Annotated in this window: 25 protein-coding genes; 5 read left to right on the top strand and 20 right to left on the bottom strand. The window is 70.3% G+C overall.

Annotated features, from left to right (window positions below; all coding sequences use genetic code 11):
• Positions 1–35 precede the first annotated feature (35 nt).
• The 13 genes from C1M51_RS16725 to C1M51_RS16785 all read right to left on the bottom strand — a co-directional run bounded on the left by C1M51_RS16725 (position 36) and on the right by C1M51_RS16785 (position 10991).
• Positions 36–1898 carry a diguanylate cyclase domain-containing protein gene (locus C1M51_RS16725; protein WP_165349713.1) on the bottom strand — a complete coding sequence of 621 codons (1863 nt, stop codon included), beginning with the start codon at positions 1896–1898 and terminating at the stop codon, positions 36–38.
• A 105-nt stretch (positions 1899–2003) separates the two neighbouring features.
• Positions 2004–2357: an FKBP-type peptidyl-prolyl cis-trans isomerase gene (locus tag C1M51_RS16730; protein WP_011829805.1), complete on the bottom strand. Its 354-nt coding sequence runs from the start codon at positions 2355–2357 to the stop codon at positions 2004–2006.
• Positions 2358–2403: 46 nt separating this feature from the next.
• Complete coding sequence (locus C1M51_RS16735; RefSeq protein ID WP_165349714.1) at positions 2404–3087, bottom strand: DUF1345 domain-containing protein; 684 nt, start codon at positions 3085–3087, stop codon at positions 2404–2406.
• Between the two features lie 70 nt (positions 3088–3157).
• Positions 3158–3685, bottom strand: coding sequence for a hypothetical protein (locus C1M51_RS16740; RefSeq protein ID WP_129451572.1), 528 nt, complete (start codon positions 3683–3685; stop codon positions 3158–3160).
• Between the two features lie 65 nt (positions 3686–3750).
• Positions 3751–5412 carry an L-lactate permease gene (locus C1M51_RS16745; RefSeq protein ID WP_129451574.1) on the bottom strand — a complete coding sequence of 554 codons (1662 nt, stop codon included), beginning with the start codon at positions 5410–5412 and terminating at the stop codon, positions 3751–3753.
• 152 nt (positions 5413–5564) lie between these two features.
• Complete coding sequence (locus C1M51_RS16750; RefSeq protein WP_129451576.1) at positions 5565–5957, bottom strand: PPC domain-containing DNA-binding protein; 393 nt, start codon at positions 5955–5957, stop codon at positions 5565–5567.
• 7 nt (positions 5958–5964) lie between these two features.
• Positions 5965–6540: an oxidoreductase gene (locus C1M51_RS16755; protein WP_129451578.1), complete on the bottom strand. Its 576-nt coding sequence runs from the start codon at positions 6538–6540 to the stop codon at positions 5965–5967.
• 308 nt (positions 6541–6848) lie between these two features.
• Complete coding sequence (locus tag C1M51_RS16760) at positions 6849–7121, bottom strand: GNAT family N-acetyltransferase (RefSeq protein WP_129451580.1); 273 nt, start codon at positions 7119–7121, stop codon at positions 6849–6851.
• Between the two features lie 66 nt (positions 7122–7187).
• Positions 7188–7721: a chromate transporter gene (locus C1M51_RS16765; protein WP_129451582.1), complete on the bottom strand. Its 534-nt coding sequence runs from the start codon at positions 7719–7721 to the stop codon at positions 7188–7190.
• The gene (locus C1M51_RS16770) at positions 7718–8308 is read right to left on the bottom strand and encodes a chromate transporter (RefSeq protein ID WP_129451584.1); all 591 of its coding nucleotides are present in this window, start codon (positions 8306–8308) and stop codon (positions 7718–7720) included. Before C1M51_RS16770 ends, C1M51_RS16765 begins: the two co-directional genes overlap by 4 nt.
• A 29-nt stretch (positions 8309–8337) precedes the next feature.
• Entirely contained in the window at positions 8338–9654 is a 1317-nt protein-coding gene (locus C1M51_RS16775; RefSeq protein WP_129451586.1) for an Hsp70 family protein, read from the bottom strand.
• A gap of 102 nt (positions 9655–9756) precedes the next feature.
• Positions 9757–9966, bottom strand: a complete 210-nt coding sequence (locus tag C1M51_RS16780) for a cold-shock protein (RefSeq protein ID WP_011829795.1) — start codon at positions 9964–9966, stop codon at positions 9757–9759.
• Between the two features lie 266 nt (positions 9967–10232).
• Positions 10233–10991, bottom strand: a complete 759-nt coding sequence (locus C1M51_RS16785; protein WP_409072635.1) for a Crp/Fnr family transcriptional regulator — start codon at positions 10989–10991, stop codon at positions 10233–10235.
• A 106-nt stretch (positions 10992–11097) separates the two neighbouring features.
• On the opposite strand from C1M51_RS16785, the gene C1M51_RS16790 reads away from it, so the two are divergent.
• Positions 11098–11496, top strand: a complete 399-nt coding sequence (locus tag C1M51_RS16790; protein WP_129451588.1) for a BLUF domain-containing protein — start codon at positions 11098–11100, stop codon at positions 11494–11496.
• Position 11497: 1 nt separating this feature from the next.
• Here C1M51_RS16790 and mnmH read toward each other — a convergent pair whose 3' ends face one another.
• The gene (gene mnmH, locus C1M51_RS16795) at positions 11498–12541 is read right to left on the bottom strand and encodes a tRNA 2-selenouridine(34) synthase MnmH (protein WP_129451590.1); all 1044 of its coding nucleotides are present in this window, start codon (positions 12539–12541) and stop codon (positions 11498–11500) included.
• Between the two features lie 39 nt (positions 12542–12580).
• On the opposite strand from mnmH, the gene selD reads away from it, so the two are divergent.
• The 3 genes from selD to C1M51_RS16810 all read left to right on the top strand — a co-directional run bounded on the left by selD (position 12581) and on the right by C1M51_RS16810 (position 14339).
• Positions 12581–13621 (top strand): selenide, water dikinase SelD, encoded by a 1041-nt coding sequence (gene selD, locus C1M51_RS16800; protein ID WP_129451592.1) that lies wholly within the window; start codon positions 12581–12583, stop codon positions 13619–13621.
• On the top strand, positions 13618–13869 hold the full coding sequence (locus C1M51_RS16805) for an RNA-binding S4 domain-containing protein (protein WP_207207766.1): 252 nt from the start codon (positions 13618–13620) through the stop codon (positions 13867–13869). The genes selD and C1M51_RS16805 overlap by 4 nt, the downstream gene beginning before the upstream one ends.
• A 164-nt stretch (positions 13870–14033) precedes the next feature.
• Complete coding sequence (locus tag C1M51_RS16810; protein WP_011829789.1) at positions 14034–14339, top strand: high-potential iron-sulfur protein; 306 nt, start codon at positions 14034–14036, stop codon at positions 14337–14339.
• Positions 14340–14365: 26 nt separating this feature from the next.
• Here C1M51_RS16810 and C1M51_RS16815 read toward each other — a convergent pair whose 3' ends face one another.
• The 6 genes from C1M51_RS16815 to C1M51_RS16840 form a co-directional block, all read right to left on the bottom strand.
• On the bottom strand, positions 14366–15028 hold the full coding sequence (locus C1M51_RS16815; protein ID WP_242499803.1) for an RluA family pseudouridine synthase: 663 nt from the start codon (positions 15026–15028) through the stop codon (positions 14366–14368).
• 14 nt (positions 15029–15042) lie between these two features.
• Positions 15043–15861, bottom strand: coding sequence for a phosphate/phosphite/phosphonate ABC transporter substrate-binding protein (locus C1M51_RS16820; protein WP_011829787.1), 819 nt, complete (start codon positions 15859–15861; stop codon positions 15043–15045).
• Positions 15862–16013: 152 nt separating this feature from the next.
• Positions 16014–18083 carry a prolyl oligopeptidase family serine peptidase gene (locus tag C1M51_RS16825; RefSeq protein WP_242499804.1) on the bottom strand — a complete coding sequence of 690 codons (2070 nt, stop codon included), beginning with the start codon at positions 18081–18083 and terminating at the stop codon, positions 16014–16016.
• A 99-nt stretch (positions 18084–18182) separates the two neighbouring features.
• Positions 18183–19121 (bottom strand): Tim44 domain-containing protein, encoded by a 939-nt coding sequence (locus C1M51_RS16830; protein ID WP_129451594.1) that lies wholly within the window; start codon positions 19119–19121, stop codon positions 18183–18185.
• 109 nt (positions 19122–19230) lie between these two features.
• A complete protein-coding gene (locus tag C1M51_RS16835) occupies positions 19231–19707 on the bottom strand; it encodes a tyrosine-protein phosphatase (RefSeq protein WP_129451596.1) in 477 nt (158 codons plus the stop codon).
• Positions 19704–20747: an LLM class flavin-dependent oxidoreductase gene (locus C1M51_RS16840; protein ID WP_129451598.1), complete on the bottom strand. Its 1044-nt coding sequence runs from the start codon at positions 20745–20747 to the stop codon at positions 19704–19706. The genes C1M51_RS16835 and C1M51_RS16840 overlap by 4 nt, the downstream gene beginning before the upstream one ends.
• Before the next feature lie 270 nt (positions 20748–21017).
• On the opposite strand from C1M51_RS16840, the gene C1M51_RS16845 reads away from it, so the two are divergent.
• Entirely contained in the window at positions 21018–21986 is a 969-nt protein-coding gene (locus tag C1M51_RS16845) for an MBL fold metallo-hydrolase (RefSeq protein WP_129451600.1), read from the top strand.
• Positions 21987–22001: the final 15 nt, after the last annotated feature.

A 22001-nucleotide genomic window follows, 5' to 3' on the forward strand; every position in this document is an offset into this window, starting at 1 on the left:
GCGAAGGGCCCCGCGCGACGGCGCCCCGGCGTTGCTCAACCCACCGCGCTGGCAGAGGCTGCAATCCGCAGGCAGGCCTTGCCGGCTCGCTTGGCGTCGTACATGGCGCCGTCGGCACGCTTGCGCAGGCTGTCGAGCGATTCACCCGGCAGGTAGACGGCCATGCCCAGGCTCGGCGTCGACACGGTCGCCTGGCCGGCCAGCAGGTGCGGTTCGGACAGCTGGGCGAGGATGCGCTCACACAGCTGAAGACGATCCTCGGCCGTTCCCGACTCTTCCAGGATCACGGTGAATTCGTCGCCCCCGAGCCGGCTGACGAGATCGGTCACGCGCACGCAGGCCGTCAGGCGCAGCGCGACCGAGATCAGCAACCGATCCCCCGCTTCGTGACCGAGCGTGTCGTTGACGCGCTTGAAGCCGTCGAGATCGAGGTAGACGAGGGCCATCGGCCGACCGCTGCGTTGAGCGCGGGCCGCGGCCAGTTCGAGCTGTTCCTCGAAATGACGGCGGTTCGGCAACTGCGTCAAGGCATCCCGGCGTGCGATGTCGGCGAGCTGCCCTTCGGCGCGCTTGCGGTCGTCGATGTCGCGCGTGATCAGCGCCACGCCCTCCTCGACCGGGACGACCTGGAAGTGCATCCAGCGCCCGCGCATCGAGGTCGCGACGGCCTGGGCCTCGACATCCATCGGCTTCTGCCGTTGCAGTACCGTGAGCAGCAGGTCCAGCAGGCCATCTTCGCGGATCGACGGCACCAACTCGGTTGCGCGACGCCCGATCATCGCAGCGGGGTCCAGCCCGAGCATGGCGCCCGCACGGCGGTTGGCGTCGGTGATCACGAAATCGTGTGCCTGTCCCGACGCATCCCGCTCGGCACGCATCAGCCACAGTGCATCCAGGCTGCCGTCGAGTGTGGCGACGTAAAGCGCCTTGGCCCGGCGGGCCTCGCGCCGGCTGCTGTCGAGCCCGCGGGCCTGCCGCCACAGCACCAGCGTCCCGAACACGATCAGCAGTGCGACGGCCGCGGACCAGCCGAGGAGACGAAGCCGCGTTTGCTGGTAGCCGGCCGTCACGGCGTCGGCCGAGACGGCCACGACGGCAACCATCGGATAGCGATCGATCGGCAGCGCCGTGAAGAAGCGGGCCGTGCCGTCGACTTGGCTGTAGAAGGGCTGGAGCGTCTCGCGGATCTCGCGCGAGCGCTGCAGCACCTTCTGGGCGTCGACCTTCTCGCCGAAGCTGATGCTGCCGTCCAGACGCCGTGAGCGGTTGATGTTGTCGAGGCCGATCACCGTGATGACGGTGCCCGGCGCCTCGCCGTGATCGAAGCCCTTGGTCAGAGAGCCGGGATCGAGCATCGCGACGACGACGCCGTCGAACTGGCCGTCGTGGGTGAGACGGCGCATCACCGGCAGCATCCAACCGCCATTCAGATGATCGGGCTGAGGCGCGCCGATGCTCAGACCGAGGGCGGGATCGTGGAGGTGGCGCTTGAAATCGTCTTCGTCGGCGAGGTTCAGCGCAACGTCGGGCGAGGTGCTTTCCTGCACGACGCCACGGCGATCGGTGATGAGCAGGGCGCGGGTCGTGTCCAGCGTCACGAGTCCGGCGGCGCGCAGTCCGGACAGGCTCATCGGGTTGCCGGTCTCGTGCAGCGACTTGACCAGCAGCGTGGTCTGGTCGACGCGGTCGAGCACTTCGCCGACGCGCACGGCCAGCTTCTGCGTGTTGCGCTCGGTATCGCGCAGTGCGCGCTGCACCTCGTTGCGGTTGGCCGTGTCGAGACTCAGCTGCGTCACGACGCCGAGCACGGCGAGCAGCAGCACGGCCGCCGCCAGCAGCGCGCTGTGGAGCGTGACCGGTGACGTGAGGGGCGAGCGGGCGGAGGAATTTTCGTTCATCGAGGTCGCGTCGGGACACGCCCGCAGGGGACGGTCCACGACACGGCGATTTCGGCAGCGCATCGCCGGACTTGAGCCGCCCGGGCACTGCCCCGCTGCGACGGCTCAGCCGATGACGGCGAGCAGCTCGACCTCGAACAGCAACGTCGCGTTCGGCGGAATCACGCCGCCGGCGCCGCGTGCGCCGTAGCCGAGCGCTGGCGGGATCACCAGGCGCCGCGTACCGCCGACCTGCATGCCGGCCACGCCTTCGTCCCAGCCGCGGATCACCATGCCGCCGCCGAGCGGGAACTCGAACGGATCGCCGCGATCCTTGCTGGAATCGAACTTTCGCCCGGCGCTGCCGTCGTTGTAGAGCCAGCCGGTGTAGTGCACACGGACGTTCTTGCCCACGGTGGCGGTCGGGCCGTTGCCGATCAGCGGGTCTTCGTACTTCAGGCCCGAGGGAGTGGTGTTCATGATCGCTTCCTTTGAAAACAGGGTCGCAGCATAGCCGCAAGGGCTGCTACTGGAACAGTGCGGCCAGTGTGTTGACGGCCAGCGCCAGGATGAGCAGGTTGAAGCCGAAGGACAGCAGGCCGTGCCACAGCACCAGGCGACGCATCGCCCGCGTGTGCACCGTCACGTCGGAAACCTGCGAGGTCATGCCGATCACGAACGAGAAGTACAGGTAGTCCAGGTAGTCGGGCTCGGGCGTGCCCGGGAAGTCGAGCGCGGCCCGGCCCTTCGACGCGGGGCGTGCCTCGAGATCGCGGTGGGCGTAGTGAAAGGCGAAGCGCACGTGGATCAGCAGCCACGACAGCACGATCGCCACCACCGCCAGCAGCCCATGCGGCCAGCGCTCGCCGGCCGGCAGGTCCCGGCTGGTCAGCAGCAGCGCGCCGATCGCGGTGATGCTGGCCGCACAGCCGAGCAGCACGACCACCAGCATCGCGGTGCTGCTCTGGTCGTTGCGGGCCACCTCGTCGGGCCGGGGGATGTCGCCGTGCAGGCCCAGCGTCAGCCCCGACAACAACAGGGAGAGGAGGGCGAAGCCGCACCAGCCGACCAGCAGGGACTCCACCCACGGCAAATCCGCGATCCGGCACGTGGCTGCGACCCCGCCGCCCAGCGTGGCCGACACCAGCAGGCGGCTGCTGGCGGACCAGGTGCGGAGCCGTGCGCGCCAGGCAGGTTCGGGAGTCTCCATGACCGGCATGCTAGGGCCTGCGGGGCTGCCCGACGAGTCGGCCTGGGGCGAGCCCGACACGGCTTTCAGCTCAACGCCGGCGCAGCGATGCGGGCCGCAGTCGGCGCAGTGCCAGCTGCAGCATGCGGGCGTCGGTGCTGGCGCGGTGGCGCTGCAGTCCGGACTCGGCGATGACCTGGCGCTTCAGGGCATCGAAGCGTCGGGCCTGGTCTTCGTCGAGCAGGCTCAACAGGTGTTCCAGTCGGAAGCTCGGCGTCAGTTCGGCGGCGTCGTACAGGCGTGCCAGCCAGGGGTAGTCGTGCGCCCAGCCGTCGCAGTAGGCGACGCTGCCGTTCAGGCGCTGGTTCAACGAGCCGGCGACCTCGGCCGCGCTGCGGCCGTGTCGCTGCGCGAGCTCTCGCGGGATGTGATGCAGGGCCTGGGCCTGCGGATCCCAGTGCAGCCAGTCCGGCTCGGGCCGGATCAGCGAGCACCACGCGCGACCGTCGGGCAGCACGAAGCCGACTTCGATCGGGTAGCTGCCGCGGCCGAAGCCCGAGGCCTCGATGTCGAGGATCGTCGGCGCCGCAGGCTCGAACGGACGGGGTGGGATCAGCACGCGTGCGCCGCATGCAAGTCGCGAGCCGGGTCACGGCCTGCACCGGCCGCGTCCGCGGCGGCACGTCACTTCACGACCATCAGCGTGAACGGGTACACGTAGGCCTGCAGCGTCACCAGGATGCCGACCAGGCTCGCGAGCGCGATGGAATGGAAGAACACGTAGCGCAGGATGTCGCCTTCGTGATCGAACCAGCGTGTCGCGGTCGAGGCGACGACGATGGACTGCGCGTCGATCATCTTGCCCATCACGCCGCCGGAGCTGTTGGCCGCACCCATCAGGTTCGGGCTCAGGCCCAGCTGCTCGGCCGCGACCTTCTGCATGCCGCCGAACAGCACGTTCGAGGCAGTGTCCGAACCGGTCAGCGCCACGCCCAGCCAGCCCATCAGCGTGCCGAAGAACGGATAGAACACGCCGGTCGACGCGAAGGCCAGGCCCAGCGTGGTGTCGAGACCGGAGTAGCGGGTGAGCGTGCCGAGCGCGAGCATCAGCACGATGGTGAGCAACGAGTATTTCACCAGCCAGATCGTCCGGCCGTAGGCCTGGACCAGCGCCGGGAGCCCATAGCCCATCACCAGGCCGCCCACCACGGCGGCCAGCAGGATGCCCGAGCCGGTCGCCGACAGCAGGCCCAGCACGTACTCCGCCGATTCGGCGGTCGGCTTGGGCACCACCGGCGGCATCTTCTCGATCAGCTTGTGCAGGCCCTCGATCGGGAACTTGGGCGCGAAGATGCCGTTCAGCCAGGCCTTGGTGGCCGGCAGACCCCAGACGAACACGAAGGCCGTCAGGATGACCCAGGGCGTCCACGCCTTCACGACGTCCGCTCGCGCATGGCGGGTCGGCGCGGTGGCGGCGCGCGCTTCGCCGCCGTCCTTTTCGTGACCCTTCAGCGACACCGAGGTCCAGATCTCGGACGGCTGCCAGACGCGCAGGAACAACACCAGCGCGGTCATCGAGCAGATCGCGGCGATCACGTCGACCAGTTCCGGGCCCATGTAGTTGGACACCAGGAACTGCGGCACCGCGAAGCTCACGCCGGTGACCAGCACCGCCGGCCAGATCTGCTTCATGCCGCGCCAGCCGGCGAAGGCCCAGATCAACCAGAACGGCACCAGCAGCGAGAAGAACGGCAGCTGCCGGCCGATCATCGCCGACACCGCCAGCACGTCGTAGCCGTGCACCTTGGCCAGCGTGATGACTGGCGTGCCGAGCGCGCCGTAGGCCACCGGCGCGGTGTTCGCGATCAGCGACAGGCCAGAAGCCGCGAGCGGCGAGAAGCCCAGGCCGATCAGGATCGCGGCGGTCACCGCGACCGGCGTGCCGAAGCCGGCGGCGCCCTCGAAGAAGGCACCGAAGGCGAAGGCGATCAGCAGCAACTGCAGGCGGCGGTCCTCGGTGATGCCGGCGATCGAGTCCTGCAGCACCTTGAAGCTGCCGTTCTGCTCGGTCAGCTGGTGCAGGAAGATGATGTTCAGCACGATCCAGCCGATCGGCAGCAGGCCGGTCAGCCCCCCGAGCAGCGCCGCACGACCGGCCATGCCGGCTGGCATGCCGAAGGCGAGGATCGCGATCGCCAGCGCGCTGGCGAGGCCGGCCGCCGCGGCGATGTGGGCCTTGAGGTGCAGAAAGCCGAGGCCGATCAGCATCACTGCCACCGGCACGGCGGCCAGCAGCGTCGAGACGAGCATGCTGTCGAAGGGGTTGTAGACCTGCTGCCAGACCATCGCGAACTCCAATCAGTCACCGCACCGGACGCGGAAGGCCCGTGGCGTCGTCACGGGCTGCGGCGAGAAGATCGCAGGTCTGGAGGTCGCCGAGCTGAAAGCAGGCTGAATGGTGCGCTGTCGCCAAGGCGACAGCGCAATGCAGGACGGGTTCAGCGCGGCGTGATTCGCAGCTCCGGATAGCCGGTGCGGGCGTCCGCCATGCGTTCGAAGCGCAGGTCTTCGAGCACCTCGACCAGCAGCTCGACCGTCGTGCGCACCTCGCAGCCGGCCGCCACATGACCGCCGAGCACGCCGCCCTGGGCGTCGGCGATGGTCATGTGCAGGTGGGCGCCCGCGGGCGACAGCGAGCCGCACAGGCTCAGGATCTCGACCGGCGTCCGCAACTGCAGCGGCTCGGTCGCGTCGGCCAACCGCAGTGCGGTGATGCGCAGGCTGCCGATGCCGGCGATCACGAAGGCGGCCGGCCAGCCGCGCTCGACCGTCAGCGCCTCGAGACGGCGCCGCAGGTCGTCGCCGGGCTCGAGCCGCAACGCGGTGCGCATGGGCGGGTCAGCGTGCGGGCAACGGCCGCACCGCGAGCGCGCACAGGTTGCGCACGTGGCGTGGCCCGGGGCGCTGGTCGGCGAGCGAGCGCAGCGCCAGCGGGCCGGCGGTGACGTCGAGCGCGCGACCGTCCTGCGAGCCGATCACGTAGACCTGCTCGCCGAGCGCGCTGTTGTAGAGCTCGCCCCAGGAGAACACCGCGCGGTAGCCGTCGGTGGCCATGGCCTCGACGACCCAGGTGCGCGTGTCGCGACGGCCGGCGTCGTCGAAGCCGGCAAGCGTGAGCACGTCGCGCAGCAGCCAGCCGCCGTAGCTCAGGATCTGATCGTCGCGAGCACCGTCGCGCTCGACCGTGCGGCGAAGGCGGACTTGGCGCGGCGGCAGCGACTCGAGGTCGCTGCGCTTGAGGCCGCGCGCGCTGCCGTCGGCCACATGGGTCGTCAGCAGCACCTCGGCGTCGCGTGGCACCGTGTCGCCGGGGCACGGTAGCGCGTAAACGCCGGCGTGGGCGGTGATCGTGGCGGCAAGCAGGGCGTCACGCAGGCGCATCGTGCGGCTCCGGTCGAGGGGCTTCATGGCCATGCTAACGCCCGCTCCGGTGCGTCGCCCTCGAAGGAAAAGCCCCTGCCGCGGGGCAGGGGCTTCGTTGTTGGTGCTCCTGTTGGTGGGTCCCCCGCAGGGGACCCGGGGCCCGGAAGCTCGACCCTTTGTCCGGTGGCCGCGGAGAGTCAACGGGGCGTTGCCCTCCATCGCCATCGAACGGTTCTGATTGTCGGCAGCGAAGATGACAGGCATATGCCGTGATTGGGGGATGCGCCCCCCTCATTCCGGTCAGAAGTCGCGTCGAGCTGCCGAATGCCGGGCCCGGTTTTCGTGGTGCGGCGCAGCACTCAGGCATGCAGGTCCTGCGTCTCCGGATGGCGCCGCATGTAGCTCGCCACGTAGGAGCACGACGGCTCCACCTTGAGCCCCTGCGCTCGGGCATGCGCCAGAGCTTCCTGCACCAGCGCGGCGGCCACGCCGCGGCCGCGCAGCGCGGTCGGCACGAAGGTGTGGTGCAGGGTCATCACGCGGCCGCGCAGGGCGTAGTCGGCGACCGAGAGCAGGCCGTCGACGCTGGCTTCGAAGCGCGTGGCGGCCGGGTTGTGGAGGACAGTGATCATGAGGCGGCGGCAGGGCGGGGAGTGCGGACAGTGTGCACGCGGCACGTCGTTCGTGCGGGCCGGGGGTCAGATCCAGCCCAGCAGGCCGAGCAGCGCGCCGGCGGCGATCATCCACAGCAGGTGCAGCCGCGTGCGCCAGACCAGCAGCGCGGCGACGGCGGTCGCCAGCAGGGAGCGCCACTCGCTCGGCGGCGCGGCCAGCAGCCAGCCGGTGGCGGCGATCAGCGCCAGCGTGATCGGCGCCATGCCGACCTTGAAGGCGCGCACCGAACGCCAGTCCTGCCGCGCGTGTCCCCAGCGGGTGACCAGCAGCGCCAGCGTGACCGACGGCAGCATGATGCCCAGCAGCGTGGCCGCGGCCCCCAGCAGCCCGGCGGCCTGGTAGCCGAGCAGCGCCACGAACAGCACGTTGGGGCCCGGCGCGGCCTGGGCGATCGCGATCGACGACGTGAACTGCGGATCGCTCAGCATCTGCTGTTCGACGACCATCCAGCGGTGCATGTCCGGTGCCACCGTGATGGCGCCACCGACCGACAGCAGCGACAGCAGCAGGAAGTGGCCGAACAGCGCCAGCAGCGTCGAGCCTTCGGGCAGCGTCATGCCGGCGTCTCCGAGGTCCTCAGGCGCCGCCATGCCAGCGTGCAGGCCAGCAGGCCCAGCGCCGGCAGCACCCAGACCAGCGGCCAGCGCAGCAGCGCCACGGCCACGAAGCAGGCGGTGGCCAACGCCGCCAGCGTTGGCAGGCCGAGCGGGCTGCTGCGCAGCGGTGCGGCCAGCTTCAGGGCTGTCCCGATGATCATGCCCGCCGCGATGGCCCCCATGCCGCGCAGGGCACCGGCCACCAGGGGATGGGTGGCGAATTGCGCGTAGAGCATCGTGGCTGCCAGCACGATCAGCAGCGGCACCGCCATCATCCCGGCCAGCGCGGCGAAGGCGCCACGCGTTCCGAAGTAGCGGTCCCCCACCATCAGCGAGAGGTTGCAGACGTTCGGCCCGGGCAGCACCTGCGCGAGCGCGAGGGCCTCGAGGAACTCACCCTTGCTCAGCCAGCGCTTGTCGTCGCACAGCACGCGCTGAGCCACCGCCAGCACACCACCGAAGCCCTGGAGCGCGAGGCCGGTGAAGGCGGTGAAGAGTTCGGTGCAGGAGGCGGGCCGGGCCAGGGGGGACGGGTCGTCGGACTGCATGCGGTCGATGGTAGTGGTGGCGCGGGACCTCAGCGGGCCGCGGCGAACCAGCGTTGCGCGTGCAGGCCCAGTCCGGTGGCGACGCTGGCGAGCCGGTCGCCGCGTACCGCGCGCGCGGCCGGGAAGCTCGCGGCCAGGCGCTCGGTCAGGAGCCGCAGGCCGGTGGACCCGCCGGTGAAGTAGAGCGCGTCCACCGAGGCCGCCGTCAGCCCGGCCTGCACCACGGTCTGCCGCGCGGCCTCGACGATGCGCTCCACATCGCCGTCGATCGCCTCGGCCGCCTGCGGCGCGCCGAGCGGGACCCTCAGCGCACGTTCGACCAGGTCCAGGTCGATCTCCGTGTCGGCACCGTCGGCGACCGCGATCTTCGCCGCCTCGGCACGCGCCAGCAACTCATGCCCGAGCCGTTCGCTCACCGTGCGCAACAGGCGCCGGTGGTGGCGTGGGTCGGCGTAGAACGCTGCCATGTTCTTGAGCTCGGCCACGCGTCCCGGTTGGTAGACGGTGTTGATCAGGTGCCAGGTCGCGAGGTCGAAGTACACCGCGCTCGGTACCTCGCGCGGCGGCTGCTCGCCGCGTGCCGGTCCGAAGGCGCCGTAGCCGAGCTCGCGCAGGATGCCGGCGAGCTCGATGCGCCGGTCGAAGTCGGTGCCGGCGATGTGCACCCCGTGGCTGGCGAGGATGTCGTCCTTGCGATCGATCCGGTCGCGGCGGTCGGGGCCGACGCGCACGACCGAGAAGTCCGAGGTGCCGCCGCCGATGTCGGCCACCAGCACGCATTGTTCGCGCGTCGACTGCTGCTCGAAGTCGAAGGCGGCCGCGATCGGCTCGTACTGGAACACCACGTCGCGCAGGCCGACCGCGCGCGCGGCGGCTTCGAGCGAAGCCTGCGCCTGCGCATCGCGCTGCGCGTCCCCGTCGACGAAGAACACCGGCCGCCCCAGAACGGCCTGCGTGATCGGTGCGCCGAGGGCGGTTTCGGCGGCGTGCCGCAGGTGGCGCAGATAACCGGTGATGACGTCGAGGAACTTCACCGCATGACCACCGCCGACATCGGTGCTCTGCTCGACCAGGCTGGAGCCGAGGATGCTCTTCATCGAGCGCATCAGGCGGCCTTCGTAGCCGTCCACGTAGGCCGAGATCGCGGCGCGGCCGAAGGCGCGCGGAGGCTCGGCACCGGGCGCGAGCGGCTCGTGCTCGGCGAAATAGAACACCGCCGTCGGCATGGTGGATTCGCCGGCCTCCAGTTCGACCAGGCGGCTGCTGCCGTGACCGGCAGGAATGGCGATGGCCGAGTTCGAGGTGCCGAAGTCGATCGCGCAGTAGGGAAGGGTCGGTCCGGGCATGGTGGCGTCTGGCAAGGGGGCGCGATTCTAGGGTGCCGACGCGGGCGGACAACAAAAAACGCGGCCGGAGCCGCGTTTTCAGTGGAGCACCGAACTCGCTGATTACAGCGGGCGGATGTTCGCAGCTTGCGGGCCCTTCTGGCCTTGCTTCACTTCGAACTCGACGCGCTGGTTTTCCTGCAGCGTCTTGAAGCCGTTGCCCTGGATGTCGCGGAAGTGCGCGAAGACGTCGGCGCCACCGCCGTCCTGGGCGATGAATCCAAAGCCCTTGGCTTCGTTGAACCACTTCACGGTGCCGGTTTGCACGCTCATATACGTTCCTGTCGATCAAAAAGTACGGCACGGCAACATGCCGTGCTCATGCAGAGACACTCAAGAAACGTTACCTGGGGGAGACAAACCAGACAGCCGACGAGAACCATCGACCGGATTGAGCAAACACCTAAGAACCGCGATCTTGTGTATATCTACGAGCGGGAGTGTAGCTGATCGTTTCCCATCTGGACGCGGGAGCCTCGATCCGTTTCACCGATGCCACACCGGCGAACCCTGCGCTGACGACCGGCATGCGCCCGCGGTCAGATCAGAGGGATCGTTCGCATCGGCCGTTCGGCATAGTCGGCCAGGCGCTGCAGGGCGTGGCGGTTCAGCAGCCGCAACCGGCCGTCGGCGATTTCGTGCAGGCCGAGCCGGTGCAGGCGGCGCAGCGTCTTGTTGGTGTGCACCAGCGACAAGCCCAGCGCGTCGGCGATGTGCTGCTGCGTGACGGGGAAGACCACGGCGTCACCCTCGACGAGGCCCACCCGCTCGGCGCGCCGGTACAGATGGATCAACAGCATCGCGATCCGCTCGGCCGCGCTGCGCTGGCCCACCGACAGAAGCGTCTCGTCGGTCAGGTTTTCCTCGCGCGCAGCCAGCCAGGTCAGGTCGTAGCCGAGGCTCGGGAACTCACGGTACAGAGACCACAGCTCAGCTTTCGGGAAGCGGCACAACTGCAGTTCGGTCAGGGCCTCTGCGCCGTGTGGCGCACCGTCGGCGAACTGCTCCTGCAAGCCGATGAAGTCGCCGGGCAGCAGGAAATTGAGGATCTGGCGGCGCCCGTCGCTGAGGGTCTTGAAGCGGAAGGCCCAGCCCGAGAACACCGTGTAGAGCCACTCGCTCGTCGCATGCTCGGCCAGCACGTCCTGGCCGGCGGCGAAAGCCGCGCTGCCATGGCGGAAGCTCTGGATATAGGCCAATTCCTTCGCGCTGACCGGAGAGAACGCCGGCAGTGCCCGCAGCGGGCACTGGGCGCAGGCGGCCGGCGGCGGGCGGGTGGCGATCGGTGTGGTGGGCAAGGGCGGCAAGGGAACTCCGGCGGGTGTCAATTGACATTGTGAAGGCTGATGGTGTGTTCTATCGTGCTGCGCGCCTCACTTCCACCTGAACCGGAATCTCTCCTCCATGACGACACTGTCGCAGTTCTTGTATCTCAGTCAGGTCCGCGGCGACAAGCCCTTCGAGACGATCGCCGTGGTGGTGGCCGAGGCGCGGCAGCTGAATGCCGAACAGTCGATCACCGGCGTGCTGGTGTTCGACGGGGCCCAGGTCTGCCAGTACGTGGAGGGCGAGGCGGGCACGATCGATGCGCTGATCGAGCGCCTGAGGGTCGACCCGCGTCATGAGGAGCTGAAGGTGCTGTACCACGCTCCGCTGCCGGGTGAACGGCGGTTCGCGCGTTGGCGCCTGGGCTACCTGATGCTCGACGATGGCCGGGATCTGACGCGTTTCGACGCGCTGGGTGGAGAGGACGCGATCGCGTCCTTTCTCGAGCAACTGCCGCTGGTCGATCTGGAGCCCTGAGTCAGCCGGCGGCGATGCGCCGCGCGAGCGCTTCGATGCCGGCCTCGGAGAGATCGTCCGTCTCGACGCGCCGCCCTCCGCTCAGCTTCTCGAAGTGGCGGCCTTGCGAGCGGGCGTAGAGCGGGTCGTAGTGCTGTGCCATCAGTGCCGTGAACAGCGGCGGCAGATTGCGCTCCATCGCCCAGCCCTGCCACTGCGCCAGCGTCTCGTTGGCGAGCATGCCCTGGAGCAGGCCGAGCTTGTCGGCAAGGCGTTGCGGGTCGTCGCCGAGCCAGGCGTAGTCGCGCAGCAGGTAGGCCAGGCGGGCGTCGGGCGTGGCATCGATCTGCACGACCGGGCTGACGCGCAGGCGTTCGAGCAGAGCGTCGGGCAGGCTGATGCGGCCGATCCTGCGGCTCTCGGCCTCGACCCAGACCGTGCGCGTCAGGTCGAAGCCCTTCATGGCCGTCGCGAGCTGCGTCTCGAAGGCCTTCTGCGACGGCTGCTCCATGCCGGGCAGTGCGCCGAACACCGAGCCGCGGTGTGCGGCCAGCGCCTCGAGGTCGAGCACCTGTTCGCCCAGCGCACCCAGCGCCTGCAGCACACGTGTCTTGGCGCTGCCGGTCGGCCCGCACAGCACGCGCAGCGGCAGGCGCGGCGCCAGCGCCGCGATGCGCGCGATGACATGCGCACGCCAGGCCTTGTAGCCGCCCTGCAGTTGCTGGGCATCCCAGCCCACCAAGCGCATCCAGGTCACGAAGCTGCCGCTGCGCATGCCGCCGCGCCAGCAGTAGAGCAGCGGTCGCCAGCCCTTCGGTCGGTCGTGGAATGCCGTGTCCAGATGGCGGGCGATGTTGCGTGCGACCATCGCGCCGCCGAGCTTGCGTGCTTCGAAGGCCGACACCTGGACGTAGAGCGTGCCGACGACGCGGCGCTCCTCGTCGTCGAGCACCGGGCAGTTGATCGCGCCCGGGATGTGGTCGAGCGCGAACTCGGCCGGCGAGCGCACGTCGATCACGGTGTCGAAGCCGGCGAGGTCGTCGACGGTGGTCGGGCGATGGCTCACCGCCGGGCCGCCCGCTTCGGTTTGATCGACACTTGCGTCATGGAATCCATCCGTCTCACTTCTTTCTCGCACGGCGGCGGCTGCGGCTGCAAGATTGCGCCCGGCGTGCTGGCCGACCTCCTGTCGCGTGCCCCGGCCGGGCTGATCCCGCCCGACCTGCTGGTCGGCACCGAGACGGCCGATGACGCGGCGGTCTACCGCCTCAACGACCACCAGGCGCTGGTGGCCACCACCGATTTCTTCACGCCGATTGTCGACGAGCCCTACGACTTCGGCCGCATCGCGGCCACCAACGCGATCTCCGACGTCTACGCGATGGGCGGCACGCCGATCCTGGCCCTGGCCCTGGTTGGCATGCCGCTGGACAAGCTGCCGCCCGCGGTGATCGGCCGCATCCTGGGGGGCGGAGCGAGCGTGTGCCGCGAGGCCGGCATCCCGATCGCCGGCGGACACTCGATCGACGTGCTCGAGCCGATCTACGGACTGGTCGCGCTGGGCCTGGTGCACCCCGAGCGCGTGCGCCGCAACGCCGACGCCCGGCCGGGCGACGTGCTGGTGCTCGGCAAGCCCCTCGGCGTGGGGGTGCTGTCGGCAGCGTTGAAGAAGGGCCGTCTCGACGCGCCCGGCTATGCCGAGATGCTGCGCCTTACCACGCAGCTCAATCGCGTGGGCAGCGAACTCGGTGCGCTGGACGGCGTGCACGCGATGACCGACGTGACCGGTTTCGGCCTCGCGGGCCACCTGCTGGAGGTATGCCGCGGCTCCGGACTGGCCGCCGAAGTCGACCTGGCGAGCGTGCCGTGGATCGACATTGCGCGAGGCTTCGCGCAGGAAGGCATCGTCACCGGCGCCTCGGCACGCAACTGGGCCGGCTACGGCGACCACGTCGATCTCGGCCCGCAGGTCGAGCCCTGGCAGCGTGCGCTGCTCAGCGATCCGCAGACGAGCGGCGGGCTGCTGGTGTCGTGCGCGCCGGGTGCCGTCGACGCGGTGCTGGCCGCGTTCTGGCGCGCCGGCTTCGCGGCGGCCGCATCCATCGGTCGGCTGCAGTCCGGCGCCGCGCGCGTGCGGTTCGCATGAGCGGGCGCAAGCTGCAGCAGCTCGACTTCGCACTGCGCGGCGAGTTCATCACGCTCGACGCGCTGCTCAAGGCGACGGGACTGGCCGACAGCGGCGGCGCCGCCAAGCAGCTGATCCAGTCCGGCCAGGTCCAGGTCGACGGCCGCGAGGAACTGCGGCGCGGCGCCAAGCTGCGGGCCGGTCAGGTGGTCGCCGTGAGCGGCGCGCGGGTGCGGCTGCTGGCCGCGGAAGGCGAGGGAAGCGCTTGACCGTGTCAGGCTCGGGAACGCGATCGATTCTCGGTTCGGCTGCGCGCGCAGGGCTTTGCACTCGCGTCGCCGAGATGTCAGCCTTGGCTGCCTAGCATGCAGCGTCGATCGGATGCCTGCGCATCCGGCGATCCGTGCAACCCGACCCTCAGCAGGAGACGACGATGACAGCCAGACGCCAGTTCATCCAGTGGATACCCGCAGCCGGCCTGGCCGCCTGGGCAGGACGCCATGCGCAAGCGCAGACCAAGGTCAGCGAGAAGGATCCGCAGGCCGTGGCACTGGGCTATGTGGAAGACGCGACGAAGGCCGACAAGGCCAAGTTCAAGACCTACGCCGCCGGGCAGAAATGCGGCAACTGCCAGTTGTTCCAGGGCAAGGCAGGCGACGCCGCCGGCAACTGCCCGCTGTTCGCCGGCAAGCAGGTGGCGGCAGCAGGCTGGTGCAGCGCCTACGCGAAGAAGGCCTGAGCGGTCCGCTCCGGGCGACGCCTCGTTCAGAACGGCGGCGGCGACTCGAAGGCGAGCGCCGGCCGGCCGGCTATCGGGTGCGCAAAGGCCAGGCCGCTGGCGTGCAGCAGCAGGCGCGGTGATCGAGCCCGCATCGATGGCGGTGCGTACAGCGCGTCGCCGAGGATGGCGTGGCCGATGGCCATCAGGTGCACGCGCAACTGGTGCGTGCGGCCGGTTTCGGGTGTGAGTTCGAGGCGGGTCGAATCGCCGCTCGCATCGTAGGACAGCACCCGCCAGTGCGTGCGCGCGGGTTTGCCGCGCGCGCGATCGACCTGCTGGCGCGGTCGGTTCGGCCAGTCGGCGCCGAGCGGCAGGTCGACGCAGCCCGCGGCCGGCTCGACATGGCCGGCGACCACGGCGACGTAGCGCTTCTCGACTTCACGCTGCTCGAACGCCCGGCTCAGGCGTCGCTGCATCTCGACGCCCAGCGCGAACACCATGAGCCCGGAGGTGGCCTCGTCGAGCCGATGCACCACGCGGGCGTCTGGCCAGGCGCGCTGCAGCCGGGCCGCCAGGCAATCCTGCTTCAGCGGGCCGCGTCCGGGCACGGCCAGCAGGCCGGATGGCTTGTCGACGACCAGCAGGGCCTCGTCGCAGTAGAGCGCCGGCGGTGCGGGCCCCACCAACGGGTCGTCGGCTGGCGTCACCTGCGGGGCGCGGGTCAGAGACCCAGCCAGGTGCCGATGGCGAGCATCGCGGCTTCGTCGTAGGTGGCGAAGCCCTGGTACTTGGTCGGCTCGAGCTTCTTGCGGCCGTCCTCGCTGCCATCGAGCGACAGCAGGTAATCACGCACGATGCCGACCTGTTCGGCGCTGAGCGAGGGGCTCGCGATCACGTGCTTGATCGGCACCGGCTTGGACTTGAACAGCACCTTGCCGCCCTTGGCCTGCCAGGCCTTGATGACCGACGACGCTGCGGTGGCGCCGACGTGGGTGAGGTTGTTCTCGACGAAGAAGGGCACCGCGTCCTGGTAGCGGGTGTAGGTGAAGGCCACGCCCTTGGGATCGCCGATCGCGTCGCGCAGCGAGGCGCGCACCATCCACGAGGTGATCGAGTCTTCGTCGGGTGCGCCGAGGCGCAGGCCCTTGATGTCGGCCAGCGATTTCAGCGGCGAGTCGGCCTTGACGAGGAAGTTGGCGCTGTACTGCTCGTAGCCCTTGGTCACGACCACCAGCTTGTAGCCCGACTGCTTGATGGCGACGATCGACAGGTGGGCCGGATGCACCATCGCCAGGTCGTAGGCCTTCTCGGCCAGGCGCTTGCGCAGCGTCGGGTAGTCGCCCACGGGCTCGATGGTCACCGGCTGCTTCAGCAGCTTGCCCAGGTCGGCCGCGATGGCGGCGTACTTGGCGGCGATCTGTTCGCTCGGCACGCGGTAGGTCACGCCTTCGTTGACCGCGAACACCAGGCCGGCCTGGGCCCAGGGCGCAGCCAGCAGCAGACAGGCGGCCAGGAAGCGGCGCATTCTCGTGGGTCCCATTCTTTCTCCTCCGGTCGGACGGCAGCAGCGAGACCGACGGTGGACCAGCTTGCCACCGGATCAGTGCGCGCACTCGCCCGGATTAGAGCGCACGCCGGCCGCGTTCCGAGCCCGCCGGTTCCTGCGGCGTCGCTGAATCCGGTGAAGTCGTGTCAGTCTTGGCGCCCGGCCGACGCAGCGAGGCGTCGGCCGGGGATTGCGGCGGCGGGGGCTGCCGGCTTCAGCAGCGTCTCCTGCATGAAGAGCAGCATCGCGTAGAACTGGTAGTCGGCGTTCTCCTTGCGGCGAAAGCCGTGGCCTTCGTTCTCGGCCAGCAGGTACCAGACCGGCGTGCCCGTCTGCCGGACGCGTTCGACGATCTGTTCGGCCTCGGTCCACGGCACCCTCGGGTCATTGCGACCCTGGATCACGAACAGCGGCTTGCGGATCTTCTGTGCGTTGTTCAGCGGCGAGATGCGTTCGAGGAAGTCGCGCATCGCCGGATCGCGCTCGTCGCCGTATTCCACGCGGCGCAGGTCGCGCCGGTAGCTCTCGGTGTTGTTCAGGAAGCTCACGAAGCTGGAGATGCCGACGATGTCGATCGCACCGGCGATGCGGTCGGCGAAGTGCACGCTCGCGGCCAGACTCATGTAGCCGCCGTAGCTGCCGCCGACCACCAGCACGCGGCCTGCGTCGAGGTCCGGCTGCGTGGCGATCCAGTCGAGCAGCGTGCCGAGGTCCCGGACGGCGTCCTCGCGCTTCATGCCGTTGTCGAGCGCGAGGAAGGTCTTGCCGTAGCCGGAGGAGCCGCGCACGTTGGGCTCGACGATGGCCACGCCGAGCTCGTTGACGAGATAGCTCCAGCGGCCCAGGAAGCCCATCGTCGCCTGGGCTTCGGGGCCGCCGTGCACCAGCACCACGACCGGCCGCCTGCCGTTGAAGCGCGCTGGCGGCGGGCTGAGCACGGCCGACATGCCCAGGCCGTCGAAGCTGGTCCAGCGCACGATGCGCTGGTCGGGGAAGCTGGCGGTGTCCAGGCCCGGCGGCACGTGGGGCCGCGTCCACGGTTGCACCGTGCCGCGGTCGACGTCGAGCGCCAGCAGGCGGCCCGGCCCTTGGGCGCTGTCGATCGCCACCGCGAGCCGGTGGGTGCGCGGCTGGAAGCGCACTGCGTTCACGCCGCCCGCCGGCAGCGCGGGGAGCGCGCGTTCGCGCAGCGTCCGGGTGTCGACGACGCGCAGTTCCTCGCGCCCGTCGACGTTCATCTTCAGCGCCGCCAGCGCGCCATCGTCGCTGAGCTGGGCCGCGCCGACGTCCCAGGGAATCGCCGCCGTGAGCCGCGTCAGCCCCCGGCTGGCGAAGTCGTAGCGCATCAGCTCGCGGAATTCGCCGGCGCGGTCGCTCAGCACGTAGAGCGAGGCGCCGTCCGGCGAATAACCGACCGGAAAGTGGGTGGCTTGCAGCGATTGGTCGGCGGCCGGCAGCAACTGCGTCGGCGTGCCGTCGGCGAGGTCGATCAGCCAGACCTGTGAATCGGTCGCCGAGCGGTAGCGCGTGATCGCCAGCTGCTTGTCGTCACGCGAGATCTCGCCACCGAACCAGCCGGTGCCGGGCAACTCGGCGATGCGGCGGCGCGACGAGGGCTGCAGCGGATCGATCGACCACAGCGTGGTGGTGGGTGCCGCGCGGCTGCCGCCCTCGGCGGTGCGGTCCAGCGGTACCGCGGTGTAAAGCAACCGCGCGCTCTGGTGCAGCCAGCCGATGGCATCGTGGCGCTGGTCGGGATCGGTCAGCAGCGTGGGCTGGCGCTTGCCGGCATCGAGCCGGTAGAGCTGTTCGGCCTCGTTGCCGCCGGGGCTGCGCGAGAACACCAGGTAGCGGCCCAGCCCTGGCTCGTAGCTCGCCTCGGTCACCGGGTCGGCGAAGTCGGTCAGCGCGACGGGAGCCGCCAGCGGGCCGGGCACGCGGAACAGCTGCGCGGTGTTGGCGCCGGCCGGGCGGTGCGAGACCAGCATCTCGTCGCGCGCCGGATGCCAGTCGGCGAAGGCATGGCCGCGAAAGTCCGTGTAACGCTCGACCTGCTGCACCAGCGACACCGGGATGGCCGGAATGCCCTGCACGACGAGGTTCTCGTTCGGCAGCAGCGTGCCGGCGGCCGGGGAGCGCGCCGATGGCGTGCCACAGGCCTGCAGTACCAGCAAGCCGGCGAGCAGCGAGGCGGTGAGGAGGATCGTGCGGGGCATGGCAGTGCAGGGGATTCTTCGGGTTCCAGAACGGGACAAGGGGCCGCAGCCCCTTGTCGACACCCTGGAGCGTAGCCGCAGCCACGCACCTCGACGCGATCACTGCCGCTGCTCGATACCGGCGATGGCCCAGGGACGGCTGTCGTCGTCCGGCTTCACGAGGTGCCAGACCTCGTCGAAATCGGTGGCGGCGGCGTCGCTCAGTTCGCGCACCAGGCCGTGGAAGCGCACGCTGACAACTTGCCGGCCGTCCTCACGGGCCAGGTCCAGGACCTCGGCGTCGATCTTGAGCACGTCGGTCTGCTGCGAGGTCTCGCCGCGCTCCTGCAGGTCCAGGCGCAGCGAGGCGAACAGCTCGGGCGTCGTGAACGCACGCAGGTCGTTCAGGTCGGCCGTGTCGTTGGCCGCCTGCAGGCGGATGAAGATCTGCTTGGCGAGCCGCTCGAAACCGGCGGCGTCGAAATCGGCCGGCAGCGCGTTGCCCGCGGACACCGCGGCCGCCGGCGTCACCGCCGCGACGGGCGAGGGCTCCACGCGGCGCTGCAGCGGCTCGGCCGGCGCGGGCCAGGCAGGTTGCGAGGCACCGCCGTGACCGCCGGCTCCCGCACCGGCCAGCGCCGGTCGCGCGCCGCCCGAGCCGCCGGCCATGCGCCGCATCACGAAGCGGATCAGGAACACCGCCGCAACGGCCAGCAGTGCGAGCATCAGGAAATTACCGAAGGCCTCGCCCAGGCCCAGGTGGCTCATCAGCGCCGCGATGCCCAGGCCGGCGGCCAGGCCGGCGATCGGCCCCATCCAGGAGCGCTTGGGCGCTGCTGCGGCGGCGGCCGTGCCGGCCGCGGCCGGCGCCGTCGGCGCGGCCTGGTTCGGCGTGGCGGCCGGCTTGGCCGGCGGCGCGTCCGGGGTGCTGCGCGGCGGCAGGCTGCGCTTCATGCCGGCCGAACCGCCACCGCCGAGGCGCTTGGCCTCCACGAGCGTCGGGGCGAGCCCCACTGCCAGCGACGCCGCCATCACTACACCGAGCCACCAACGCTTCATGTCCTGGTTCCTTGTCAGAGTCTGCAGGCGGCCGACCGGTGGAGGGGCGCCTGACGGAAGTATGACGTAAAGCTGACAAATTGGTTCCGAACGTCGTCGGCACCTGCGCTCAGAAGGTGTCGATCCAGCCCGACTGCCGCGCCGATTCGGGGTTCGACCCCGCTTCGCGCACCTGCTGCAGTGCCGCATCGGTGCTCAGCCCCAGGCGCTTGAGCAGGCAGGCGGCGGCGGTGCCGGTGCGGCCGATGCCTGCCGCGCAATGCAGCAGCAGAGCCTCGCCGCGGCCCAGCGCGAGCGCCATCTCCTCCACGCCGGCCTGGAAGGCCGGCAGGTCCGGCGCGACACCGTAGTTGCGCATCGGCAGCGCCTGCCACTGGCACGGCAGGGTGTGCGATTCGATGGCCGCCGCGTAGTCGGGCGACAGCTCGGCGATCTCCTCGGGGGGTGTCAAGCAGACGATGCGCGTCAGCCCGGCATCGCGCGCCTCGGTGACGAACCGCTCCCAGGGTTGCAGCCGGCCCGGCATCGGCGACAGCCACACCCGACCGGCGACCCCGGGCGGCAGTGCGAGTGCGCGAAAGCTCATGCGGCGTTCTCCAGGGGCGTCGTCGCAAGGCCCGGCGCCAGGCCGAACTCGCGCGCCAGCAGCGCATAGGAGCGGCGGCGCACGGCCGGGTCGTGCGCCCAGGTGTTGACCACCAGTTCATCGAGCCCCAGCGCGGTCGCCAGCTCCCTCAACTGCGCGGCGACCTGCGGGGCGCTGCCGACGAAGGCCTTGCGTTGCTGGGCCTCCAGGGCCGCTCCTTCCTCGGCGCTGAAGCCGCGTTCGGCAACTGCGTCGGGCGACAGCAGCGGGCCGAGACGGCCGCGAGCGCGGTCGATCCGCCAGCGGTCGCGGCTCAGCGCGTGGTGCCGGGCCTCGGCCTCGCTGTCGGCGGCGAGTGCCCAGACGCAGATCGTGGCCTGCGGCGTCGGGTGCCGTTCGCTCGGCTGGTACAGCGCGCGATACAGCGACAGGGCCTGCTCGACGCCCTGGCCGTCCATGAAGAAGTAGGCGAAGGCATAGGGCAGGCCGAAGTGCGCCGCGAGCCGGGCGCCGTAGTCGGAGCTGCCGAGCACCCAGAGCGCGGGTACCCGCTCGAAGTCGCGCGCGTCCGCCGGCGGCCGGGGGTGCGCCACGATGCCGCGGTGCTGCCGTCCTGCGGTCCAGGCCTGCAGGTCGCGGATCTGTTCCGGGAACTGGTCGGCCGCGCCGTGGGCATGGGGGTTGAGGGCGAGCGCGGTGCGCATGTCGCCGCCCGGCGCGCGGCCCACGCCCAGGTCGATGCGCCCGGGCGCCAGCGCGTCGAGCACGCGGAACTGTTCGGCCACCTTCAGCGCCGCGTAGTGCGGCAGCATCACGCCCGCACTGCCGATGCGGATGCGGCGGGTGCGTGCGGCCACCGCGGCCATCAGCACCTCGGGTGCGGTGCCCACGATGGTCGGCAGGCTGTGGTGCTCGCTCAACCAGAAGCGTCGGTAGCCGAGCGCCTCGCAGTGCACGGCGAGATCGACGGTGTCGCGGATCGCGGCGTCCTCGCCGACACCCGCGAGTGCGATGGACTGGTCGAGGACCGAGAGTTGCATGGGCTGAGGGCCGGCAAGGCCGCATCGAGGAAGGTCTCGATTGTCGGGAATCGGGGGGCATCTGGCCGGACCGGCGCCGTTCGACACTGACGGCGCCGGGGTCGGGAGCCGGCCGGCCCGCGCCCTTCGAGGTCGGTCGTGAGCCGAGGAAGACCGACCCCACGCGGCAGTCGGTGCCGTGGGCCCGCTACAGTGACGGCGGGAGACAAGACGGGAGCGCAGCGGGCCGCGGGCCGGCATCGCTCCAGCCCCGAGCCCTGGAAGAAGAAGGTGCAGTTCGCCATCAGAAGGATCCTGCTGTCGCTCGTCGGCGCCCTCGGCCTGGCCGCGGCGAGCGGCTGTGCCACGCGTGCGGCCCCCGACGCGGACCCGACGGCGCCGAGGGCCATCGAAGTGGCGTCCGGCGTGTACATGGTGCAGGGAAGCTCCGGCGAGGTGGACCTGGCCAACCAGGGCCGGCTGGGCAACGCCGGCTTCATCGTCGGGGACGCCGGTGTCATCGCGATCGACAGCGGCACGTCCTACCGGCATGGCCAGGCGCTGCTGGCCGAGATCGCGAGGGTGACCGACAAGCCCGTGAAGCTGCTCCTGCTGACGCATGCGCGCCAGGAGTTCATCTTCGGCGCTGCGGCTTTCCGAGAGCGTGGCATTCCGGTGCAGATGCAGCGCAAGGCCTCGCGGCTGATGACGGCGCGCTGCGAGGGCTGCCTGAAGACGCTCAATCGCGTGCTCGGCGAGGAGGCGATGCGAGGCACCGTGATGTTCAAGCCGGACACCGAGTTCGATGCGTCCTACGAGTCCGGGCTGATCGGCCGGCCGGTCCGGGTGCTGTACTACGGCCATTCGAGCGGGCCGGGCGACATCGCGGTGCTGGACGGGCGCACGGGCGTGCTGTTCGCCGGCGGCCTGCTCGACCAGCGCCGCATCCCCGACGTGCAGGACGGAGAGATCGACGGCTGGCGCCAGGCCCTGCAGGCACTGCGGGGGCTGCCGATCCGCCAGGTGGTTCCCGGGCACGGTCCGGTCGCGTCGGCCGCGCTGATCGACGGCGTGGACCGCTACCTGACGCAACTCGAATCCCGGCTGATCGAGCTGACCCGGGCCGACGCGGCGCTGAGCGAGGTGCCGGATGCGGCGGGTTTGCCCGAGTTCAAGGACTGGGATCAGTATCAGACGATCCACCGGCGGAACGCATCGATCGTCTTCGTGCGCATGGAGCGCGATCTGTTGGTCAGGTAAGAGGCAGGCATCCGG

Source organism: Methylibium sp. Pch-M (assembly GCF_004136295.1).
Lineage (GTDB): Bacteria > Pseudomonadota > Gammaproteobacteria > Burkholderiales > Burkholderiaceae_C > Methylibium > Methylibium petroleiphilum.